Raw genomic sequence first — 18858 nt, forward strand, 5'->3', positions numbered from 1 at the left:
CACGGACTTGACGCGCCCTGAAGGGCTGCCTAACGTCGTCGCGGGCGAAGCAGACCACGGTGATGTTGATCCGGCTGGTCGGAATCCGGGTGTTGACCACCTCGGGCGACCCGAAACCATGTACTGCCGGAAGGAAAACGGACCCAGGTGAAGCAGATTTCTCTTCGACGCAACCGGGGATCCTCGATTCGGAAGCGCGTGCTCACCATCGCGCTCATCCCCAGCGTGGCCCTGTTGCTCGTCGGCGTGGCGCTCGCCGGATACCTCATCTACGACGCGGTCACCGCCCGCGATTACACCAGCCGGATCCGTGGATCGGAAGCCCCTTCCATCCCGTTCTTCGCCGCGCTGCAGCAAGAACGCCAGGCGACGCTGAGCCTGCTGGCCGGTCAGGGCAACCAGCGGGCCGTGCTCGCGGCCGTCCGCCCGAAGACCGACGCGAACGCCGCGAAGGTGATCGAGAACCTCAAGGACAACTTCGCCGACTACGACCAGACCCCGGCGAGCGTCCAGAAGAACATCGCCACGTTCTTCGGGCTCTACCAGCAGCTGCCGCAGACCCGGCAGGCGGTGGACAGCGGCCAGATGCAGATCGGCCAGGCGTTCGCCTACTACAACAAGATGCTCGACCAGTTCACCGACGGTGTCGCGGGACTGGCGCAGAACGCGCGCGGCGCGCAGAACGCGTTCGACCGGCTGACCGCCATCCCGCTGTTCACCGCCGCGGACGCGATGCAGCGCAGTGACGCGCTCGCCGCCGCCGGGCTCGCCGCGGGCGGCCTGAGCAACGACGAGTTCCGTGCCTACGTCGGCCAGGTCGGTGCCTACCACGCGCAGCTCGACGCGTCGGCGCCGAAGATGATCCCCGAGGTCAAGGCCAAGTACGACCAGCTGCTGGCCAGCCAGCCGTGGCAGACGGTGACCCAGGTCGAGACCGCGTTCCTGCGCGGCGACCTGACGAAGCTGCCGGTGGCGCAGGACCAGTGGCGCACCGCCGCCCGCCAGGTCGGCGACGCGCTGATGGGCATCTTCGTCGCGCAGAGCGCGAACGCGAGCCAGGCCGCGATCGACGACGCCGACAAGACGTTCACCGAGTCGCTGATCGCCGGCGTGATCGCGGTCCTGTTCGCGGTCTTCGTGGTCTTCGTCGCCGTCCGGCTGTCCAACCGGCTCATCGGCCGCCTGCACCGGCTGCGCGAGGACACGCTCGACGCGGCCGAGGTCCGGCTGCCCGAGCTGGTCGCGCGGGTCCAGGCGGGCGAGCCCGTCGACCTCGAAGAGGGCGGGCACTTCCTCGACCACGGCACCGACGAGATCGGCCAGGTCGCCGACGCGTTCAACAAGGCGCAGCAGACCGCCATCGCGGCCGCCATCGAGGAGGCGAAGACCAAGGAGGGCACCAAGACGGTGTTCCTCAACATCGCCCACCGCAGCCAGGTCATCGTGCACCGCCAGCTCAAGGTGCTCGACCAGGCCGAGCGCAAGCAGGAGGACCCGGACCAGCTGGACACGCTGTTCCAGCTCGACCACCTCTCCACCCGCGCCCGCCGCAACGCCGAGAACCTGATCATCCTCGGCGGCGGCCAGCCGGGACGGCAGTGGCGCAACCCGGTCGGGCTGGCCGAGCTGGTCCGCGGCGCGTCCGCCGAAACCGAGGACTTCGCCCGCGTCAAGACCGCGGCGCTGCCGCAGATCGCCGTCCGCGGCCCGGTCGTCGGCGACCTCGTGCACCTGCTCGCCGAGCTGATCGACAACGCGACGTCGTTCTCGCCGCCGCAGTCGCGGGTCGAGGTCCGCGGCAACGTGGTCGGCAAGGGCGTCGTGATCGAGGTCGAGGACCAGGGGCTCGGGCTCGAGCCGGACCAGGCCGAAGAGATCAACAAGATGCTGGCCGACCCGCCCGACTTCGGGATCATGGCGCTGTCCGACGAGCCGCGCCTCGGCCTGTTCGTGGTCGCGCGGCTGGCCGCCCGCCACGGCATCCAGGTGCACCTGCGGGAGTCGGCCTACGGCGGCACCCGGGCCATCGTGCTGGTGCGCACCGACCTGCTGGCCCCGCTCGCCGAGTCCGAGCCGGAGCAGCCGATCACCCCGCCGAAGCCGGAGCTCGTCCCGAACCCGGCGGAGCCGGAGCCGGTGAACGACGAGGTCGCGCCGCTGCGGCGGCAGGTCCACCGTCCGGCGCGGCACCGCACCGAACCGGTGGCGCCGCCCGCGCCGCCGACCCAGCCCGCGCCCGCGGCCCCGGTCGCGCCCGCGCAGCCGCCGTCCGTGCCGACGCCGGTCCCGGCCGGTTCGGTCTCGGAGCCGGTCAGCCAGCCGACGCAGGCGCAGCCCGTGGCCCCGGTCCGGCCGCCGGCGCCGCCCGCCCGGACGGCCCGGACGGCCCGCCCGGCCGCACAGCAGCCGGCGTGGCCGCCGTCGGAGCCGCGGCCCGCGGTGCCCGAAGGCCGGCCGTCGCAGCCGCGCCGCCCGGAGGCACCCGGCCGTCCGCCGCTGCCGCAACGGCGACGTCAGCAGAACCTCGTTCCCCAGTTGCGGGAGGATAGGCCCGCACAGGAACGGGAAGAGGTCAGGCTGGATTCGCCGGAGGCCGCGCGCAGCAGGCTGTCCGCTTTCCAGCAGGGCACCCGCCGGGCCCGTGATGAAGAACCGATCGAAACCAACGACGACAGGTACGGAGAGCGCGAGTAATGGCCAACGTCAGTGAGCTCGACTGGCTGCTGGACGACCTCGTCAAACGGGTCGCCGGGGCGGACCGCGCGGTGGTCCTGTCCTCGGACGGCCTGCTCATCGGGCGGTCGGGAAACCTTTCCGAGGAGGACGCCGAGCACCTCTCGGCGGTGGCCTCGGCGTTCCAGAGCCTGGCGCGCGGCACCGGACGGCACTTCGGCGGCGGCAACGTCCGCCAGACGATGGTCGAGATGGACCACGCGTTCCTGTTCGTGACGGCGGCCGGGCGGGGTGCCTGCCTCGCCCTGCTGGCCCGTGAAGACGCGGACATGGGTCTGGTCGCCTACGAGATGAACCTGATGGTGAAGCGGGTCGGCCAGGTGCTCACCTCCGCCCCGCGGACCGGTGCCGGCGTCCAGCCCACGTCGCCATGAGCGGACGGCACGAAGCCTGGTTCGACGACGAGGCCGGCCCGCTGGTCCGGTCCTACGCGGTCACGGGCGGCCGCACCCGGTCGGACACCCTCGGGCTCGACCTCATCACGCTCGTCGTCGCGCTGCGCACCGCGCACGAAGCGGGCATGCTCGAACCGGAGTACGCGCGCATCATCGCGCTGTGCCAGCGGCCGGTCTCGGTGGCCGAGGTGGCTGCCCGCGTCGACCTGCCGCTGCCCGTGGTGAAGGTGATGCTCAGCGACCTCATCGAGCAGAACCTGGTGCTGTTCCGTACCGCGGCACCGGTCCAGGAAACCCCCAACCGACACGTACTGCAGGCGGTTCTTGATGGCATCCGGAAACTCTGACCCCCGGCGGAACCTGACCGCGACCGCGGTCAAGGTACTCATCGCCGGCGGGTTCGGGGTCGGCAAGACCACGATGGTCGGTTCGGTGAGCGAAGTGCCGCCACTGCGGACCGAAGAGGTCATCACGACCGCGTCCGAGGGGGTCGACGACCTGTCCGGCGTCGAGCAGAAGACGACCACGACGGTCGCGCTCGACTTCGGCCGCATCACGATCAACCCCGACCTGATCCTGTACCTGTTCGGCACGCCGGGTCAGGACCGGTTCTGGTTCATGTGGGACGAGCTGGCGGAGGGCGCGCTGGGCGCGGTCGTCCTGGCGGACACGCGCCGGCTGGAGTCCTGCTTCGCGGCGGTGGACTTCTTCGAGCGCCGCAACCTGCCGTTCGTGGTGGGCGTGAACTGCTTCGACGGCGCCTACCGCTACGGCACCGAGGAGGTCCGGCAGGCGCTCGACGTCGGCATGGACGTGCCGCTGCTGCTGTGCGACGCCCGTGAGCGGGAGTCGACGAAGCAGGTGCTGACCAGCCTGATGGAACACGTGATGGCGCGGTCCGACCTCGCGGCCGCCCAGGGCGGCTACTGATCGGACCGCGCTCGTCCCGCGTCAGCGGCGGCGCCGCTTGATCAGCGTGTCGACGGCGTAGCGGCCCGGGCCGATCGCCGCGAACAGCAGGAAGATCCACGAGTACACCGCGGCGGGCTCGCCCATGTTCTGCAGCGGCAGCAGGCCCATCGGCGCGTGCACGGTGAAGTAGGCGTAGGCCATCACGCCGGAGAGCAGCAGCGCGGCCGGCCTGCTGGCCAGGCCGACGAGCAGCAGCGCCGCGCCCACCAGCTCGAGGACGCTGCCCCACCAGCCGGGGAACGAGCCGAACGGGACGCCGCCACCCTGGCCGTCGATCCCGCCGAAGAAGCCGAATCCCTGCAGGCCGTGGAAGCCGAACAGGAACGAGATCACGACCCGGCTGGCGGAGACGACGATGCCGGTGACCGGGCTGGTCTTCGTCCCGGTGGTGGCGGCGGCGGTGCGGGTCTGCGGGGTGATGGTGGTGGTCATGGTGGGTTCCTCCCTGGGGGCTGTCCTGCCTTCTGCCTACGCGTCGAGCGGGCCACCGCCGGATCGACAACCCCGCGGAAAAAAGTTCGGCGAGTTTCGGCAGACTGGGTGGATGGCGGGCAAACGCAGTGCCGGGCTCCTGCTCCACCGCGGGCGGGGCGAGGCCGTCGAAGTGCTGCTCGGGCACATGGGCGGGCCGTTCTGGGCGAAGAAGGACGCGGCGGCGTGGTCGCTGCCGAAGGGCGAGCTCGACCCCGACGAGCCGCCGGAGAAGGCGGCGCGGCGCGAGTTCGAGGAGGAGCTGGGCCTGCCCGCGCCCGAGGGCGAGTACGTCCCGCTGGGCGAGGTGAAGCAGTCGGGCGGCAAGGCCGTCACCGCGTGGGCGGTCGAGGCCGACCTCGACCCGGCTTCGGTGGTCCCGGGGACCTTCACCATGGAGTGGCCGCCGCGCTCGGGCCGTCAGCAGGAGTTCCCCGAGGTGGACCGGGTCGCGTGGTTCTCCCTCGACGTCGCCAGGGAGAAGCTGGTCAAAGGCCAGCTGCCGTTCCTGGACCGGCTGGTGGCGCTGCTCGGCGAGTGAGCAGGGCCTCGAGCGGCTTGGCGGTGAACGACGGCAGCACGACGTCGGCCTGGCCGAAGTCGAGGCGCTCGGTGATGGCGTTCGGCACGGCGACGCAGGTCAGCCCGGCCGCCTTGGCGGCGGTGACGCCGTGGGGCGTGTCCTCGAAGGCGATGGTCTCCTCGGCCCGGGTGCCCAGCGCGTCCAGGGCGGCGAGGTAGAGGTCGGGATCGGGCTTGGCCCGGTGCCGGTCGCCGGTGAGGACGGCGTCGAAGTAGCCGGCGAGTCCGAGCCGGTCGAGGTGCGGGCGCACCCAGGCGCCGGACGAGCTGGAGGCGACGGCCAGCGCGAGGCCGAGGTCCTTCGCGGCGTCCAGGTAGCTTCGGACGCCTTCGCGCGGCCCGAGCGTTTCGAGGAGTTCGAAGACCCGGGCGCGTGTCCGGGGGCGCAGCGCCTCGGGATCGACATCGGGGACGTGCTCGGCGAGCAGGGCGAACATCGCGGGCGTGGTGTGCTGCGTGCCGATGACGGCGTACCAGGCTTCCATCGGCAGCTCGACGCCGTGTTCGCGGAAGAGCTCCCGCCACGACCGCAGGACGGCGGACTCGGTGTCGGCGAGGGTGCCGTCGAAGTCGAAGACCAGGGCGCGGGTGGGCACGCCTGCACCCTGCCCGGTCGGTGATCGGCCGGGCAAGGCAGTGTGACGGGTCCTACGGAGGGCCGCCTCAGCCGAGGAAGAACTCGGTCAGCACCGGCGCCAGGGCCGTTGCCTTCACGATGTGCGTCTGGTCCGGCAGGGTCCGGTGTTCCGCCGACGGCAGGACCTTCGCCAGCGAGGCGACGCCGTTGCGCATCCAGTCCGGGCTGCGGCCGCCGTCGGCGACCAGCGTCGGGACCGTCACTTCCGGCCACGCCGCCGTCAGCGGCCGGCCCGCCTGGTGGCCGGCGACCAGCGCCGTGTCGTACGGGAGCGTGTGGGCCACTCGCTTGAGCTTCGCCCAGAACGGCATGATCCGCATCATCGCCACCGTCGCGCCGCCGAGGCCGACGCCCTCGGTCATGAACATCTTGACCGCCTTGCCGCGCTTGCCTTCCTTCAGCGCCGCGTCGAGCCGCGCCGGGTAGTCGGCCGGGACGCGCGGGCGCGTGCCGTCGACGACGAAGGGCGGTTCGTACAACGCCAGCTTCGGCACCGGGAGCGTGCGAGCCGCTTCGAGGGCCAGCGCCGCGCCCGAGGAGATGCCGAACAGGAACGCCTCGCCGCCCGCGTCCTTGATGAGCGCGGCGAGGTCCTCGACCTCGCGCTGGACCGTGTACGGCCCGGTGTCGGAGCTTTCGCCCCGGCCGCGGCGGTCGTAGGTGTACACGGTGAAGCGCGTGGCCAGTTCCTTCGCGAGCGCGTCGTTGGGGGAGGAGCCGCGGTAGCACATCGCGCCGTCGACGAGGACGAGCGCGGGGCCGAACCCGGCGCGGGTGTAGGCGATCTTCGTGCCGTCGGCGGAAGTCGTCGTGCTCATCGGAGGTCTCCTCGCGGCATCAGGTGGGCGGAAGTGGTCGCGAGCCAGGTCCAGGCGATCGCCACGGCCGCCCAGAAGCCGAGGGTGACGACCGGGCTCGTCGATCCGGACGCTACGCCCGCGAAGCCTACGAGGAACAGCAGGCCGCTGATCCGCGAGTACCACGCCCGGGCGGGGCTCAGGTGCGCACCGATCGCGAAGCAGGCCCCGACGAGCGCGGCGAAGCCGATGCCGCCGCAGGCGAAGTGCAGGGTGCCGTGCCAGCTCACCGCCGCCGGCGGTCCGGCGGGCGTGCCGAGCGGGAAGCCGTCCTGCGGGTCCGCGCGGAACACGCCCGCGCACAGCAGGCCGGCGCCGTAGACCGCCAGCAGTCCCGGTCCCCACCGGCCGGGCAGGACCCGCCGGATCCCGGCCGCGGCGGCGATCGTGAGCAGGCCGGTGACGAGGAAGTTCGTGACCTGGAGCCAGCCGAGGTCGCCGTTGGCCAGGACGCTGGCGGGATGCCGCGTGAAGTCGAACCCGGCGCGGGTGAGGCCCTGGAGGACGCCGGTGCCGACGAAGCCGGGCCCGGCGAGGATTCCGCAGGTCAGCAGGGTGCGGGTGGGGAGGGCGGCGGGAGCGGGAAGCGTTGTGGTCGTCATGCGGGCCAGCGTGCCAACCGATGGATGAAGTTGTCAAGACAAAAAAAGTTGTCGGTCCCGGAGGAGCGCCCAATGCGGCCTTGGTTGCGTCTCACGCACCGAAGGCCGCCTTGGTTGCGTGTGACGCACCGAAGGCCGCCTTGGGGCGCTCGGGTCAGGCGCGGCGGAGGGTGAGCAGCGTGATCTCGCTGGGCGCGAAAACCCGGAACGGCGGACCCCAGAACCCCGTGCCGCGGCTGTTGTACAGCTGGGTCGGGCCGTGCCGGGTCAGGCCGGACAGCGTCGGCTGGTCGAGGCGCACCAGCAGGTGGAACGGCCAGATCTGGCCGCCGTGCGTGTGGCCCGAAATCTGCAGGTCCACGCCTGCCTCGCGGGCTTGGCGCACCTGCTTCGGCTGGTGCGCCAGCAGCACCACCGGGACGTCGGCCGGCACCCCGTCCAGCGCCGCCGCCAGGTCGGGGCCGTGGCCGGGCAGGCCGGACGCCGCGCCCGTCGGGTCGTCGATGCCCGCGAACACGATCCGGTCGCCGCCGCGTTCGAGCAGTGCCGAGCGGTTGTGCAGCGTGTCCCAGCCGAGGCTCGCCATGTGGTCGAGCCACGCCTGTGCCTCGCCGAAGTACTCGTGGTTGCCGGTGATGTAGAACCGGCCCAGCCCGGCCTGGATGCCGCCGAGCGGGTCGACCTGCTTGCGGCGCTTGGCCACCGCGCCGTCGGCGAGGTCACCGGCGTGGCAGACGACGTCCGCCGCCAGCGCGTTCACCGCCGCGACCACCTGCTCCGACCACTTCGTCCGGTCGATCGGCCCGAAGTGGGTGTCGGTCAGCACCGCGACGCGCAGGCCGTCGAGGCCGGGCCCGAGCCGCGGGATGACGACGTCGACGGCCTTCACCGGCGGCACCCGCATGGCGACGCGGTTGCCGTGCACCAGCAGGACGGCGGCCACCACCGCGGTCGCCCCCGCCACGATCCGCGACCGCGCCGGGTCGTCGACACCCAGCAGCGCCGCGCGCAGGACCAGGCTCAGCACGGACCAGCTGAACAGCACCCAGATCACGGCCAGCAGCGAGTCGCCGAGGCGGGCGGCGCCGTCGAGCTGGCGCCGTCCGTGGCCGCGCACCATGGCGACCGGCATCGTCAGCAGGCCGAGCGCGAACACCGCGGTGCCCGCGACCGTGGCCGCCGTGCCCCAGTCCGGCGCGAGGACGAGCGTCCACCAGGGCACGGTGAACAGCAGGAGCAGCGCCAGGATCGGCACGACGACGAATTGGCCTCTCATCGAACCAGGTTACAGCCCATCGGGCTGTTAGCCGGGACCGCCGCGGTCGCGGTTCCGCTACCCTGAGGTGTCGAAGGGGGGTCGCCGTGAACGCGTTGCTCGAGCTGGCTTTCCCCGCCATGACCAGCCCGGCGGCGTTGGTCGCCTTCGCGTCCCTGGCTGCCGCCAGCCTGCTGGTCGTCCTCCTTGTCGGCAGCACGCACCGCGCCGGACTCGCCCTGTGGTCGGCACCGGTGCGCAGCCGCGTCACCGCCCTGCGCCGCCGTGCGCGGCGGGCCGAAGCCATCCGCCTGCGTGATCCCGGCGCCCCGGGGCGCAGCAGGCCGCGAGCACCCGGTTCCCGCAGCACGGCTGCGTAGGAACCACTTCAGACGCAGCCATTCCGCACACCCTCACCCCTTCCCTTCACGCGGAGTGCTGCCCATGTTCGGCTTTCTCGACGTGCCCGTCGCAGGCGCGTACCACCTGATCCACGCGTTGACCGGCCTGTTTTCCGTGGCGCCTGCCATCATCGTGTTCACCTTGTGCGTGCGGCTGCTGCTGCACCCGCTCGCCCGCTCGGCGGCCCGCGGCGAGCGCGCCCGGGCGGCGCTGGCGCCGGAGATCCGCGCGCTGCGGGACCAGCACGGCCACGACCGGGAGCGGCTGGCCGCGGAGCTGGCGAAGCTGCAACGGGAGTCCGGGACGTCGTTGTTCACCGGCTGCCTGCCGATGCTGCTGCAGCTGCCGTTCTTCACGGTCATGTACCGGCTGTTCACCACGCCCACGGTCGGTGGCGAACCCAATTCCCTGCTCGGCGCGACCCTGCTCGGGACGCCGCTGGGCGCGCACGGCCTGGCGGGCGGCCCGCTGGTGTTCGTGATCGCGGCCGGCCTGGCGATCGTCGCCTGGTTCTCGGTGCGCCGGCAGGACCGTGACCGCGAGGCCGAAGTCCCGGGCGGCAGGCTCCTGCGGCTGCTGCCCTACGGCACGGTGCTGGCGACGCTGGTCGTGCCGCAGGCGGCCGGGATCTACCTGCTGACGACGACCGCCTGGACGGCGGCGGAGCGGGCGCTGCTACGACGCGGCTCGTGAGCGCCGCCAGTCCGCGACGGCTTCCTCGACGTCCACCAGCGCCACGGTCAGCGGCGGGCCGGTGTGGTGATTGAGGTAGGCCTGGCGGATCCGCGTGTTGAGGTCCTCGACGATCTCCCGCACCTGCCGCTCGGTCCGTTCGCGGGCCAGCCGTTCCGGGAGGTCCTGGACCTCGCGCTTCAGCGCGAGCGCGGGCGGCAGCAACGCCTTCGTGTCGTGGCCGCCCGCCCGGACCTGCCGCAGCACCCAGTCCGTCGCCGCGTCGTTGCCCGTCGGCTTCGGCAGCGGCTTCCCCGTGCCGGGCAGGTCGTCGAACTCGCCGCGCTCGCGGGCTTCGGCGATCTGCCGGTCGACCCACCAGCGGAAGGAGACCTTGGGCGGTTTGCGTCGGGTCATGCCTCCAGAATGCCAGGTCGGACGGCCGGCCCGGGTAGGATCGCGCTCGGAGGAGCGAGGGGAGCGCATGACCGCCGAACGCACTGGCGCCGACGACGTCGACCGGACCCTCGCGCTGCTCTGGCGGGCCCGCGGTGCCGCGGCCGAACCGGCCCGGGGCCGCCGCCCGACGCTGACCATCGAGCGGATCGTCGCCGCGGCGATCGCGGTCGCCGACGCCGACGGGCTGGCCGCCGCGTCGATGCACCGCGTCGCCAAGGAGCTCGGCGCCGGCACCATGACGCTCTACACCTACGTGCCCGGCAAGGCCGAGCTGGTGGACCTGATGGTCGACGACGTGCTCGTCGGACGCCGGCTGCCCGGCCCCGGCGAGCCGCGGCTGGCGGACTGGCGCGCGCAGGTGGCGCTCTACGCCGAGCGCACCCGAGAGGCGTACCGCAGCCACTCCTGGCTGTGCGAGGTCTCCCGGGTCCGGCCGCCGCTCGGGCCCGGTCAGCTGGCCGGTCAGGAGTATCTGCTGTCCATCATGGACAGTCTGGGCCTGTCACCGCGGGAAGCCGTCGCGGCGGCCAACGGGATCGGCACGTACATCGACGCGAACGCCGCGCTCGGCGCGGAGAACACCCGGCTGGAGCGCAGCACCGGCCAGTCGACCGAGGCGTGGTGGCACGAGCGGTCTTCGTTCTGGCAGAACTACTTCGTCGTCGACGAGCACCCGGCGATGAACCGGATCTGGCTCGGCGGCGGCTTCGACCAGAGCGCCAAGGCACAGGGCGACACGGCCTACGAGTTCGGCTTGGACCGCATGCTCGACGGCATCGAAGCCCTCGTCGCCGACCGCTAGGGCGTGTCTGACAATGCGTTGGTCCAAGGTGATCACGGGCCGCGGCAATCCACCGGGTCGAAGCGGGTAGGCGGCCGCCGCGGGAACCGCGGGGTTGGCGGTGCCCCTGCCTGGTCGGCAGGTTCGGGACGGTCGATCGCGTGGTCAGGCGGCTCGGTGCGCTGTTCGGTGTAGTTCGACCCAGCCCCTTGTGGGGCGGGTGATGGTGGTGGCGTGCTGATGTGCCCGGGCGATCGTGGAATGCACCGACACCGACCAATCCATCAAGCCCACCGCGTCCGCATCGGTGAGCAGGCGTTCCAGGACGGTGTCCAGGTGCCGTCACCGGCCATCCTCCGGTGCCAGGTTCAGATCGTCTGCCACGGACCGAACACCGCCGGGACATCCCGCCACGGAATCCCGCACCGGTACCGGTAGATGATCCCCTCGACCATCGCCCGCGCATCCGAGAACGGACGTCCCCGCTCACCGGTCCGGACCGGCAGCAGATCCTCGATCAACGCCCACTGATCGTCTGAGAGCAACTGAACCCGCGACACGACCGGCAGCATCCCAGCCGCCAGCCGAAACTTTTGCCGGACACGCCCTAGCGGCGGGCCCGCCACCGCGGACGGCGGCGTTCCTGGCGGGGCACCACGGGCTCGGCCACCGCGCCGCCTCCGCGCAGGACGTCCCGGCAGCCCGGGTCGAACCGGCCGGGCTCCTCGATCATCGCGGCCGCGAGCACGACGTGCCCGCACACCGCCCGGAACCGCCCCTCGTGCCGTCCCGCCGCGAACTCGTCCTCGGTGACCGCATGGGTCAAGCCGTCGGTGTCGCAGCGGATGGGCACGAAGAACGTGGCCACCGGGCTCACTTGGTCGGGCTGGTGGTGGTGGTTTCGGTCGTCTTGGTCGCCGACTCGGTCGAACCGGCCGGGGTGGCGGCCGACGTCGTCGTGGCCGGCGGCGGAGTCGTGGTGGTGGTGCTGCTGGGCGTGGTCGCCGGCGGCGTGGTGGACGTCGTCGGCGGCTTCGTCGGGTCGGTGGTCGGAGTGCTCGGCGTGCTGGTCGCCGAGGTGGTCGACGTCGGCGTCTCGCCGGCCGGCGGCAGCGGGGTCTCCGTGGTGGGCGGAGTGGTCTCCGGCGACGCCGGCGGGGCGGGCACGCCGACCGGCGCGCCCGCGGCGGCGGCGTCCGGGGCAGGCGGCGCGCCGATCGGCACGTCGCTGTCGGGCAGCTGGGCCACGCCGCCGCGGTAGGCCGCCGCCCACGCCATCACGGTGTCCACATAGGACTGCGAGTTGTTGTAGCGGCGCACGGCCAGGCGCTGGCCCGCGTCGGTCGAGAGGTCCAGCCCGCCCGAGCACAGGTAGCGGGCGGTGGCCAGCGTCTCGTCGTAGATGTTGTTCGGGTTCGACACGCCGTCGCCGTTGCCGTCGGAGGCGTAGCCGCGCCAGGTCGACGGGATGAACTGCGTCGGGCCGACCGCGCGGTCCCACACCGGGTCGCCGTCGTACCGGCCGCCGTCGGTGTCCGGGATGGCCGCGAACGCGCCGGCGCCGTTGAGGACCGGGCCGAGGATCGGCTCCAGCGTGTCGCCGTTCGCGTTGACGTAGCCGCCGCGGGCGTGGTTGGACTCGATCCGGCCGATGCTCGCGATCAGCGCCCAGTCGAGGTGGCAGTTCGGCTGCTCCTTGGCGAGGATGGCGGCGGCGTTCTGGTACGCCTTGAGCATGCTCGCGGGGATGCCCAGCGGCCCGGAGATGCCCGCCGAACCCGCCCGCCCGCCGGGCACGACCAGCGGCGTCGGCAGCGGCGGCTGCGGCAGGCTGCCGTCGACCGCGATCGGCGGCATGACGATGTTCGGCTGCTGGGCCGGGGCGGCCTGGTCGGGCAGCGCGCCGCCGGCGTCGGCGGCGACCACCACCGGCGCGGGCAGGCCCGTGGTCAGCGTGGGCAGCACGACGAGCGCGCCGCCGGCGAGCGCGGCCGCGGTCCGCCGGACCCCGCGCGTGCCCTTGCGCCGTGGCCGGTGCTTCGCCATGGTCGTCCCCGCTTCCCTCGATCTCTCGCTGATCGCCTCACCCGATCGGCCCACCCGCCGGTACCGGCCGGCAGGAGCAAGCTATCCGATGGAACCAAACTTTGGCGAATAGCACAGCGAAATCGCGGCGCCGGAGAGAAGTTCGTCCTGATGGCACAAAACCTTCGTAGGGAATCTGTCACATTCACCAGGACTTAACGGGACCCTGGGGAGAGTTTGTCCAGCAGGACACCGGGCACGGCGATCCCGCGGTGGGTCACGTCCGCGGAGAACCGCCGGACCAGCGAATCCGACGGCGTCGCGGTGAACGTGACGACGTCGCGGTGCAGAGCCGGCTTCAGCCGCCGCAGCGCACCGGCGAAAGTGCGGGTCAGCGCGGTGGTCGGGACCAGTGCGACACCGAGCCCGGCCGCGGCCAGCTGCGCCGCGGTCGCCGCCTGCTTCGTCCGCATCACCGCCGTGAGGGTGGTTCCCCGGCGCGCGGCCTCTTCGTCGAGCCAGCCGCCGAGGCCGTTGTCCGGGTGGTAGTGCACCACCGGCACGCCCGCCAGGCCGGCCATCGGCACCGCCGCCCGCCGGGTCAGGGGATGGTCGGCGGCCAGCGCCAGGACGATCTCTTCGCGCCCGATGACGTCGGTCCGCCCGGTCCAGCGGCTCGGCCGGGGCCCGACGGCGACGTCCGCTTCGCCCGTTTCCAGGGCCGCCACCAGCGCGTCCGCGCTCGTCGTCTCGGTCAGCGTGATCAGAACGCCCGGGCGGTGCCGGTGCCAGGCCCGCAGCACCGGCGCCAGCAGCCCGGCGGTCATGCTCTCCGCGCACGCGATCCGCAGCGCGCCTTCGCCGCCGGCGGCCACCGCGCGCCCGGTCCGGACCACGCGGTCCGCGGCGGCCAGCGCGGCACGGGCGTCGGCCACGACCGCGCGTCCGGTCGCGGTCGGCCGGACCCCGCGCGGCAGCCGTTCGAGCACCGGCGTGCCGAGTTCGCGTTCGAGGGTGCCGATCTGGTGGGACAACGCGGGCTGCGAAAGGTGCAGCCGCGCGGCCGCCTCCGTGATCGATCCCGCGTCCAGCACCGCGACCAGGCACTCGAGGGCGCGCAACGTAGGCATTCGTGGATTCTATCGGAACCATCGAAAACATTCGGATCGTGACGGGATGGTTCCGGCCGCGGCGCGCGCTGAAGCCGGTGTGCGCAACGGAAGGAGCACGGGAATGTCGTTCGAGGGAAAGCGGCTCGTCGTCGTCGGCGGCGGGTCGGGCATCGCGCGCCGGATCGCGGCGGACGCCGACGCGGCGGGCGCGGAAGTCACGCTGGCCGGGCGGACTCCGGCGGAGATCGGCGGTCCGGGCCTGCGGACCGCGTTCGCCGACCTCGGTGATGAAGCGTCGCTGAAAGCGCTTGCGGAGGCGGTGGGCGAACTCGACTACCTGGTCACGCTCGGGGCCGCGCCGGCGAACGGGCCGGTCGCCGACCTGGACCGCGACGCGGTCACGCGGGCCTTCGACGCCAAGGTGATCGGGCCGCTGCTGCTGGCCAAGCACTTCGCCCCGCGGTTCCGGGACGGCGGCGCGATGGCCCTGTTCTCCGGGGTCGCGGCGTGGCGGCCGGTACCCGGACGCACGGTCATGGCCACGACGAACGGCGCGGTCGCGGTCCTCGCCGAAGCGCTCGCGGTCGAGCTCGCGCCGATCCGCGTCACCGCGATTTCGCCGGGCATCGTCGATTCCGGCGCGTGGGACCGGCTCGGTGAGGGCAAAGACGAGTTCTTCCGCCGGGCCGCGGAAACGAATCCGGCCCGCCGGGTGGGCACGACCGCGGACGTCGCGGCGGCCACCCTCCAGGCACTGGCCAACCCGTTCGTCACCGGCACGGTCCTGCACGTCGACGGCGGCGCCAGGCTGGCCTGAAACGGTGCGTGATCGAGCCTTTACACGACCCTGAACGGTTCCTATGATCGGCCGACCGGAGGCATCGCCGCCGTCCGGTCGGCCCAGGGTGGAGGGTTTGATGGCACGTAGGGCTCCGCGTCGCGGGCAGGTCACCGTCGCCGAGCTGCTGGTCCGGTCCGCCGTGGCCGATCGCCCTGCCGGCGGCGCGCGCCACCGTGAGAAACCGCGGGTCCTGCGGTCTTTGGGCCGCCTGCGGGTGTTCTCCGTGGTCGCCGGCGCGCTCGCGCTGACCGGCGGGGTCGGCGCGGCGGTGTCGCTGCCCGTCGAGCGGAGCGCGGGCGCGGCGTGGCCGCCTGCCGGCGTGGAACCCCCGGCGGTCGCGCTGGTCCCGTTGCCGGCACGGGTCGTGGTCCCGCCCGCGAAGCCTGCTCCGGATTCCGTGGCAGCACCCGGGGAATCCGGCGGAATCACGCCGGTTGCCGAGCAGTCGCAGCCGGAACCGGGTTCGGCGGCCACGCCGGCGCGTCGCGGCAAGCCGGCCGAAGCGGTGGTCGTGAAGCCGAAACCGCACCGGCCGCCGAAGCAGGCGGCCCCGGTGCGGCACGAGATCCCGGACGTGCCGATCTGGTCCCGCGGCCGCCCCGGCGCGGGGCCGCATCACGGCGGCGGTCACGACGGCTGCGGCCACCACCGCCGGTGAAGCTACGGGCCGAGCGGGATCTGGTACTGCATGAGCCCCTTGTCGAGCGCGACCTGGTCGTACAGCCGCCGCGCGGTCGTGTTCGACGTTTGCGTGTGCCAGTAGACGCGGGCGCATCCCCGCGCCCGCGCCCAGCCGGCGACGGCTTCGATGAGGGCCCGGCCCGCGCCGCGGCCGCGGGCTTTCGCGTCGGTGAACAGGTCCTGCAGGTAGCAGACGTCGGCGGAAGTCGTGCTGACGTGCGTGAAGAAGTGCACGATGCCGACGAGCTCGCCGTCGAGCCGCGCGCCGAGCGCGTGCATCCGCTCGCCGCTGCGGAACTCGCGCCATGCGCGGTCCACGAGCTCGGGCGCGAGCGTCCTGCCGTAGAACGTGTTGTAGCCGGCGAAGAGGTTTTCCCAGGCCGCGCGGTCGTCTTCGGTGAGGCGCCCGATGGAGATCATGCGCCGAGGCTAACGTCCCGTCCGGCCGGTTCGGTGGACACGCGGGACACAACTGGTGAGTAAGGTGACGAACCCGAATCCGATTCATAGAATCGGCGGCCATCAGGTCCCGGTCGGCACGACGCAGCGGAGGTTCCCGATGGCGCGCACGGCGCACCATGCCAGTGGCAGGCCCGTCACGGTGGGGGAGCTCATGCTCCGGCCGGACGTCCACGGCAGACGGCGGCCCGAGGACCTCGAAGTCCTCGAGCTGGCCTACCGGATGCGCCGCCGGATCGGCCCGGAGCCGGTCGTCGCCCGGACGCCGCGGTTCCGCGCGCTCGCCGCGGTCACCGGGCGGTGGCGGCGCAAGCCGCGGTGAGCGCGCCGTTCCCGCAGGCCACCCTCGCCGGGGGTGGCCTCTTTCGTCTGTCCACTCGGGACGATCCGGCTCAGCGTGCCGCGAACGCGAGGGCTGCGGCGAGGGCGCGGTGACCGGCCGCGGTCGGGTGGACGTCGCAGCCGCCGGTGGGCAGCTTGATCAGCAGTCCCGCCGCGCACGGGTCGCCACCGGTGCGCAGGGACGCGATCAGGAACGCCGTGAAGCCGTCCGCGACCTTGCCGTGGTAGCGGTGCGTGACCTGGCTCAACGCGGAGTCGATCGCCTTCACCTGCGCCACCTGCGCCGCGTCGCGGTAGTCGAGCGAGTAGTACGACACCAGGACCAGGTCACCGTGGTACTCCGCGCGCAGCGCCGCGAGGATCGTCGCGAGGTTGCGGCTCGCCTGGTCGAGGGCGACCTGGAAGTCCGGGCCCGTGCAGTGGTCCGGCGTGCTCTTCTGGCAGAGGAACATGTCGTTCGCGCCGATGGTCAGCGTGACCAGCCGGGTGTCCCGGTGGGCCCGCAGGTACTGCACCGCGTAACCGACCTGGGCGCCCGGGTAGGAGACGTGCAGCGGGAACGCCTTGCGGTAGCCGTTCTCGCAGCCGTTGCTCGGCGCGTTGACGTCCAGCATGCTTCCGGTCGTCTCGCCGGGGCAGGACGCGTTCGCGAGCCGGAGCCCACGCAGCGACGCGTACTTCTCCGCGTAGCCGCTGAAGTTGGCCGGGTTCGCGTAATCCGCGCCGGCATCGGGCCGGTAGCCGAACGCGACGGAGTCACCCAGCGCGAGGTAGCGGCCCCAGCCCCAGGCTTCCGCCGGTGCCGTCAGGAGCGAACTCAGCGCGACGACGACCGCCGCAGTGGCGAAGACTCGACGAAGCATCCCCGGCTCCCTTCGCGTGGCCGGAACCGATTGTGCCCGGGCCGGCCACGCGAAGGAAGGGTCAAAAGGCGATCGTCGACGGCGGTTTCGGCCCGGCGATGCGGGCTTGGGCCGTGCCCGGCTCGACCGCGGCGCAGTGCGTGCCGCGGGCCGGAAGCTTGCCGCTGATCAGGTAGTCGTCGGTCGCCTTGATCACGCACTGGCTGTTCTTGAAGTACGCGCCATGGCCCCAGCCGTCGTAGGTCAGCAGCGTACTGCCGCTCTGGCGCGCCGCGGCCTGTGACCACGCGTACGGTGTCGCGGGGTCGTACCGGCTGCTCACCATCAGCAGCGGCGGCGCGCCGTGCACCTGCAGCGGATGCTGCGGGTTGCTCGTCCGGTCCGGCCAGCCGATGCAGCCGGTGACGGCCGCCCAGCCCAGCGAGTTGACCTTGACGTCCGGCGCGAGCGCCGCCGCCGTCCGCCGGTAGGCCTCCAGCTCGGCGAAGTTGTGCACCGGAAGGCGCCAGTCGTCGCAGAACACGCTCTGGAAGACGGTGTTGACCCCGACGTCGTCCTTGGCCTTCACCGCCGCGGCCGGCCCGGTCCCGTCCGCCAGTGCCTTGAGCGTCTTGGCGAGCCGATCCCAGTCCGGACCGTAGAACGAGCCCTGGAACAGCGACGCGAGCGAAAGCGGCATCATCACCTCGCCGCTCTGCGGGTCCTTCAGCTCGCCGCGTGCGGCCTTGTCCTGCAAGTCGCGCGTCAGCTTCGAGACGTCCCGGCCGTGCAGCGCGCAGCTCGGCGTCCGGCCGCACCACGCCACGAACTCGCCGAACTCCGCCTGCACCGACTGGGTTTCGCTGTCGAGGAATTCGAACGCCGTGAACTGCGAGTGGTCCATGTTGCTGTCCAGCACGAGCGCGCGGACCTTGTCCGGGAACAGCTCGGCGTACTGCTGGCCCATCAGCGTGCCGTACGAAACCCCGTAGTACGTCAGCTTCCGCTCGCCGAGCGCGGCGCGGATGGCGTCCATGTCCCGCGCGACGCTCTTGGTGTCGGCGAACTGCCCGAGCGGGCCGGAAAGCCTGTCGCAGCTTTCGCCGAGCTTGCGGTTGTACGCCGCGAGCTGCTCGAATTCGGACTGGTCGCGCGGCATCTGCGGGTGGTCGGCGATCACCTCGGCGAGCCCGCACTTGATCTGGGTGCTGCCGCCGACGCCGCGCGGGTCGAAGCCGACGGTGTCGAACCGCTTGGTGATCTCGGCCGAGAGCGCCCAGCCCTGCTTGACCTCGCCGGCGCCGGCTCCGCCGGGGCCGCCCGGGTCCATGAGGATCGACCCGATGCGCGCCTGCGGATCCGTCGCCTTGCGCCGCGCGAGCGCGATGCTGATGGTTCCGCGGTCCGGGTGCGCCCAGTCGACCGGCACGGTCACCGAGCCGCAGTCGACACCGGGCGCGTCGGCGCACGGCTGCCAGTCGATCGATCCCGGCGTGCCCGCCGCCGAGGCCGGCGTCGCCGCCAGCGAGCCACCCAGTACTGCCGTCAGCGCCGCGGCCGTCAGCAGCCGTCTCGATTCCCCCGGCATCGTCAGTCCCTCCCCTTACCGACCGTGGTTGCTCGGCTCCAGGTAATCACCATTCCGGTCATCGCGCCAGGTTCCCAGGTGAATCCCGCCGTTCCGTCCATTGTGGACAGCTGAGGGCGAGCTGTCCGGTTTGCGACCTCCTGGCCGGTG

General features: G+C 72.4%; 24 protein-coding genes. 11 read left to right on the plus strand and 13 right to left on the minus strand.

Annotated features, from left to right (window positions below):
- Nucleotides 1-198 precede the first annotated feature (198 nt).
- Genes BT341_RS14240 through BT341_RS14255 form a run of 4 tightly spaced genes read left to right on the plus strand, consistent with a single transcriptional unit; the run spans nucleotide 199 to nucleotide 4058 of the window.
- On the plus strand, nucleotides 199-2694 hold the full coding sequence (locus tag BT341_RS14240) for a sensor histidine kinase (protein WP_072476757.1): 2496 nt from the start codon (nucleotides 199-201) through the stop codon (nucleotides 2692-2694).
- Entirely contained in the window at nucleotides 2694-3107 is a 414-nt protein-coding gene (locus BT341_RS14245) for a roadblock/LC7 domain-containing protein (RefSeq protein WP_072476758.1), read from the plus strand. Before BT341_RS14240 ends, BT341_RS14245 begins: the two co-directional genes overlap by 1 nt.
- The gene (locus BT341_RS14250) at nucleotides 3104-3475 is read left to right on the plus strand and encodes a DUF742 domain-containing protein (RefSeq protein ID WP_072476759.1); all 372 of its coding nucleotides are present in this window, start codon (nucleotides 3104-3106) and stop codon (nucleotides 3473-3475) included. Before BT341_RS14245 ends, BT341_RS14250 begins: the two co-directional genes overlap by 4 nt.
- Nucleotides 3456-4058 carry a GTP-binding protein gene (locus BT341_RS14255; RefSeq protein ID WP_072476760.1) on the plus strand — a complete coding sequence of 201 codons (603 nt, stop codon included), beginning with the start codon at nucleotides 3456-3458 and terminating at the stop codon, nucleotides 4056-4058. Before BT341_RS14250 ends, BT341_RS14255 begins: the two co-directional genes overlap by 20 nt.
- A 21-nt stretch (nucleotides 4059-4079) precedes the next feature.
- Here BT341_RS14255 and BT341_RS14260 read toward each other — a convergent pair whose 3' ends face one another.
- Nucleotides 4080-4532, minus strand: coding sequence for a DoxX family protein (locus tag BT341_RS14260; protein ID WP_072476761.1), 453 nt, complete (start codon nucleotides 4530-4532; stop codon nucleotides 4080-4082).
- A 112-nt stretch (nucleotides 4533-4644) separates the two neighbouring features.
- Between BT341_RS14260 and BT341_RS14265 the strand changes: the two genes are divergently transcribed.
- A complete protein-coding gene (locus BT341_RS14265) occupies nucleotides 4645-5112 on the plus strand; it encodes an NUDIX hydrolase (protein WP_072476762.1) in 468 nt (155 codons plus the stop codon).
- Here BT341_RS14265 and BT341_RS14270 read toward each other — a convergent pair.
- The 4 genes from BT341_RS14270 to BT341_RS14285 form a co-directional block, all read right to left on the minus strand.
- Nucleotides 5060-5749 (minus strand): HAD family hydrolase, encoded by a 690-nt coding sequence (locus tag BT341_RS14270; protein WP_072476763.1) that lies wholly within the window; start codon nucleotides 5747-5749, stop codon nucleotides 5060-5062. The two genes, BT341_RS14265 and BT341_RS14270, sit on opposite strands and share 53 nt — an antisense overlap.
- Nucleotides 5750-5816: 67 nt before the next feature.
- Nucleotides 5817-6608 (minus strand): alpha/beta fold hydrolase, encoded by a 792-nt coding sequence (locus BT341_RS14275; protein ID WP_072476764.1) that lies wholly within the window; start codon nucleotides 6606-6608, stop codon nucleotides 5817-5819.
- Nucleotides 6605-7249: a DUF998 domain-containing protein gene (locus BT341_RS14280; RefSeq protein WP_072476765.1), complete on the minus strand. Its 645-nt coding sequence runs from the start codon at nucleotides 7247-7249 to the stop codon at nucleotides 6605-6607. Before BT341_RS14280 ends, BT341_RS14275 begins: the two co-directional genes overlap by 4 nt.
- Nucleotides 7250-7403: 154 nt before the next feature.
- Nucleotides 7404-8525 (minus strand): metallophosphoesterase, encoded by a 1122-nt coding sequence (locus BT341_RS14285; protein WP_245804966.1) that lies wholly within the window; start codon nucleotides 8523-8525, stop codon nucleotides 7404-7406.
- A gap of 86 nt (nucleotides 8526-8611) precedes the next feature.
- Here BT341_RS14285 and BT341_RS14290 point away from each other — a divergent pair, with 86 nt between their 5' ends.
- On the plus strand, nucleotides 8612-8884 hold the full coding sequence (locus tag BT341_RS14290) for a DUF6412 domain-containing protein (protein WP_072476767.1): 273 nt from the start codon (nucleotides 8612-8614) through the stop codon (nucleotides 8882-8884).
- Nucleotides 8885-8948: 64 nt separating this feature from the next.
- Nucleotides 8949-9599 carry a YidC/Oxa1 family membrane protein insertase gene (locus BT341_RS14295; protein WP_072476768.1) on the plus strand — a complete coding sequence of 217 codons (651 nt, stop codon included), beginning with the start codon at nucleotides 8949-8951 and terminating at the stop codon, nucleotides 9597-9599.
- Here the strand turns inward: BT341_RS14295 and BT341_RS14300 are convergent.
- The gene (locus BT341_RS14300; protein WP_072476769.1) at nucleotides 9582-9995 is read right to left on the minus strand and encodes a DnaJ family domain-containing protein; all 414 of its coding nucleotides are present in this window, start codon (nucleotides 9993-9995) and stop codon (nucleotides 9582-9584) included. The genes BT341_RS14295 and BT341_RS14300 overlap by 18 nt on opposite strands.
- 67 nt (nucleotides 9996-10062) lie before the next feature.
- On the opposite strand from BT341_RS14300, the gene BT341_RS14305 reads away from it, so the two are divergent.
- On the plus strand, nucleotides 10063-10839 hold the full coding sequence (locus tag BT341_RS14305; protein WP_072476770.1) for a TetR/AcrR family transcriptional regulator: 777 nt from the start codon (nucleotides 10063-10065) through the stop codon (nucleotides 10837-10839).
- A 347-nt stretch (nucleotides 10840-11186) separates the two neighbouring features.
- Here BT341_RS14305 and BT341_RS45870 read toward each other — a convergent pair whose 3' ends face one another.
- From BT341_RS45870 to BT341_RS14325, 4 genes are all read right to left on the minus strand, one after another.
- Nucleotides 11187-11390, minus strand: coding sequence for a transposase (locus tag BT341_RS45870; protein ID WP_218177732.1), 204 nt, complete (start codon nucleotides 11388-11390; stop codon nucleotides 11187-11189).
- 35 nt (nucleotides 11391-11425) lie between these two features.
- Nucleotides 11426-11686, minus strand: a complete 261-nt coding sequence (locus BT341_RS14315; protein WP_072481944.1) for a hypothetical protein — start codon at nucleotides 11684-11686, stop codon at nucleotides 11426-11428.
- Nucleotides 11687-11691: 5 nt separating this feature from the next.
- Nucleotides 11692-12864: a lytic transglycosylase domain-containing protein gene (locus BT341_RS14320; protein WP_072476771.1), complete on the minus strand. Its 1173-nt coding sequence runs from the start codon at nucleotides 12862-12864 to the stop codon at nucleotides 11692-11694.
- Nucleotides 12865-13058: 194 nt separating this feature from the next.
- On the minus strand, nucleotides 13059-13973 hold the full coding sequence (locus BT341_RS14325) for a LysR family transcriptional regulator (RefSeq protein WP_072476772.1): 915 nt from the start codon (nucleotides 13971-13973) through the stop codon (nucleotides 13059-13061).
- Nucleotides 13974-14076: 103 nt separating this feature from the next.
- Here BT341_RS14325 and BT341_RS14330 point away from each other — a divergent pair, with 103 nt between their 5' ends.
- Nucleotides 14077-14772, plus strand: coding sequence for an SDR family oxidoreductase (locus BT341_RS14330; protein ID WP_072476773.1), 696 nt, complete (start codon nucleotides 14077-14079; stop codon nucleotides 14770-14772).
- Nucleotides 14773-14872: 100 nt separating this feature from the next.
- Nucleotides 14873-15454, plus strand: a complete 582-nt coding sequence (locus BT341_RS14335; protein ID WP_245804967.1) for a hypothetical protein — start codon at nucleotides 14873-14875, stop codon at nucleotides 15452-15454.
- A gap of 2 nt (nucleotides 15455-15456) precedes the next feature.
- On the opposite strand, the gene BT341_RS14340 is transcribed toward BT341_RS14335, so the two are convergent.
- Nucleotides 15457-15897 carry a GNAT family N-acetyltransferase gene (locus BT341_RS14340; RefSeq protein ID WP_072476775.1) on the minus strand — a complete coding sequence of 147 codons (441 nt, stop codon included), beginning with the start codon at nucleotides 15895-15897 and terminating at the stop codon, nucleotides 15457-15459.
- A 181-nt stretch (nucleotides 15898-16078) separates the two neighbouring features.
- Here BT341_RS14340 and BT341_RS14345 point away from each other — a divergent pair, with 181 nt between their 5' ends.
- A complete protein-coding gene (locus BT341_RS14345; protein ID WP_245804968.1) occupies nucleotides 16079-16258 on the plus strand; it encodes a hypothetical protein in 180 nt (59 codons plus the stop codon).
- Between the two features lie 70 nt (nucleotides 16259-16328).
- On the opposite strand, the gene BT341_RS14350 is transcribed toward BT341_RS14345, so the two are convergent.
- Both BT341_RS14350 and BT341_RS14355 read right to left on the minus strand, forming a co-directional pair.
- Nucleotides 16329-17141: an SGNH/GDSL hydrolase family protein gene (locus BT341_RS14350; RefSeq protein ID WP_072476777.1), complete on the minus strand. Its 813-nt coding sequence runs from the start codon at nucleotides 17139-17141 to the stop codon at nucleotides 16329-16331.
- 61 nt (nucleotides 17142-17202) lie between these two features.
- Complete coding sequence (locus BT341_RS14355) at nucleotides 17203-18708, minus strand: alpha/beta hydrolase (protein ID WP_072476778.1); 1506 nt, start codon at nucleotides 18706-18708, stop codon at nucleotides 17203-17205.
- Between the last annotated feature and the right edge of the window lie 150 nt (nucleotides 18709-18858).

The organism is Amycolatopsis australiensis (assembly GCF_900119165.1).
GTDB lineage: Bacteria > Actinomycetota > Actinomycetes > Mycobacteriales > Pseudonocardiaceae > Amycolatopsis > Amycolatopsis australiensis.

What these genes read in the sequence shown, in the direction of transcription:
- BT341_RS14245 (WP_072476758.1), top strand. Translation starts at nt 2,694, where the DNA reads ATGGCCAACGTCAGTGAGCTCGACTGGCTGCTGGACGACCTCGTCAAA.
- BT341_RS14250 (WP_072476759.1), top strand. Translation starts at nt 3,104, where the DNA reads ATGAGCGGACGGCACGAAGCCTGGTTCGACGACGAGGCCGGCCCGCTG.
- BT341_RS14255 (WP_072476760.1), top strand. Translation starts at nt 3,456, where the DNA reads ATGGCATCCGGAAACTCTGACCCCCGGCGGAACCTGACCGCGACCGCG.
- BT341_RS14260 (WP_072476761.1), bottom strand. Translation starts at nt 4,532, where the DNA reads ATGACCACCACCATCACCCCGCAGACCCGCACCGCCGCCGCCACCACC.
- BT341_RS14265 (WP_072476762.1), top strand. Translation starts at nt 4,645, where the DNA reads ATGGCGGGCAAACGCAGTGCCGGGCTCCTGCTCCACCGCGGGCGGGGC.
- BT341_RS14275 (WP_072476764.1), bottom strand. Translation starts at nt 6,608, where the DNA reads ATGAGCACGACGACTTCCGCCGACGGCACGAAGATCGCCTACACCCGC.
- BT341_RS14280 (WP_072476765.1), bottom strand. Translation starts at nt 7,249, where the DNA reads ATGACGACCACAACGCTTCCCGCTCCCGCCGCCCTCCCCACCCGCACC.
- BT341_RS14285 (WP_245804966.1), bottom strand. Translation starts at nt 8,525, where the DNA reads ATGAGAGGCCAATTCGTCGTCGTGCCGATCCTGGCGCTGCTCCTGCTG.
- BT341_RS14295 (WP_072476768.1), top strand. Translation starts at nt 8,949, where the DNA reads ATGTTCGGCTTTCTCGACGTGCCCGTCGCAGGCGCGTACCACCTGATC.
- BT341_RS14300 (WP_072476769.1), bottom strand. Translation starts at nt 9,995, where the DNA reads ATGACCCGACGCAAACCGCCCAAGGTCTCCTTCCGCTGGTGGGTCGAC.
- BT341_RS14305 (WP_072476770.1), top strand. Translation starts at nt 10,063, where the DNA reads ATGACCGCCGAACGCACTGGCGCCGACGACGTCGACCGGACCCTCGCG.
- BT341_RS45870 (WP_218177732.1), bottom strand. Translation starts at nt 11,390, where the DNA reads ATGCTGCCGGTCGTGTCGCGGGTTCAGTTGCTCTCAGACGATCAGTGG.
- BT341_RS14320 (WP_072476771.1), bottom strand. Translation starts at nt 12,864, where the DNA reads ATGGCGAAGCACCGGCCACGGCGCAAGGGCACGCGCGGGGTCCGGCGG.
- BT341_RS14325 (WP_072476772.1), bottom strand. Translation starts at nt 13,973, where the DNA reads ATGCCTACGTTGCGCGCCCTCGAGTGCCTGGTCGCGGTGCTGGACGCG.
- BT341_RS14330 (WP_072476773.1), top strand. Translation starts at nt 14,077, where the DNA reads ATGTCGTTCGAGGGAAAGCGGCTCGTCGTCGTCGGCGGCGGGTCGGGC.
- BT341_RS14335 (WP_245804967.1), top strand. Translation starts at nt 14,873, where the DNA reads ATGGCACGTAGGGCTCCGCGTCGCGGGCAGGTCACCGTCGCCGAGCTG.
- BT341_RS14340 (WP_072476775.1), bottom strand. Translation starts at nt 15,897, where the DNA reads ATGATCTCCATCGGGCGCCTCACCGAAGACGACCGCGCGGCCTGGGAA.
- BT341_RS14350 (WP_072476777.1), bottom strand. Translation starts at nt 17,141, where the DNA reads ATGCTTCGTCGAGTCTTCGCCACTGCGGCGGTCGTCGTCGCGCTGAGT.
- BT341_RS14355 (WP_072476778.1), bottom strand. Translation starts at nt 18,708, where the DNA reads ATGCCGGGGGAATCGAGACGGCTGCTGACGGCCGCGGCGCTGACGGCA.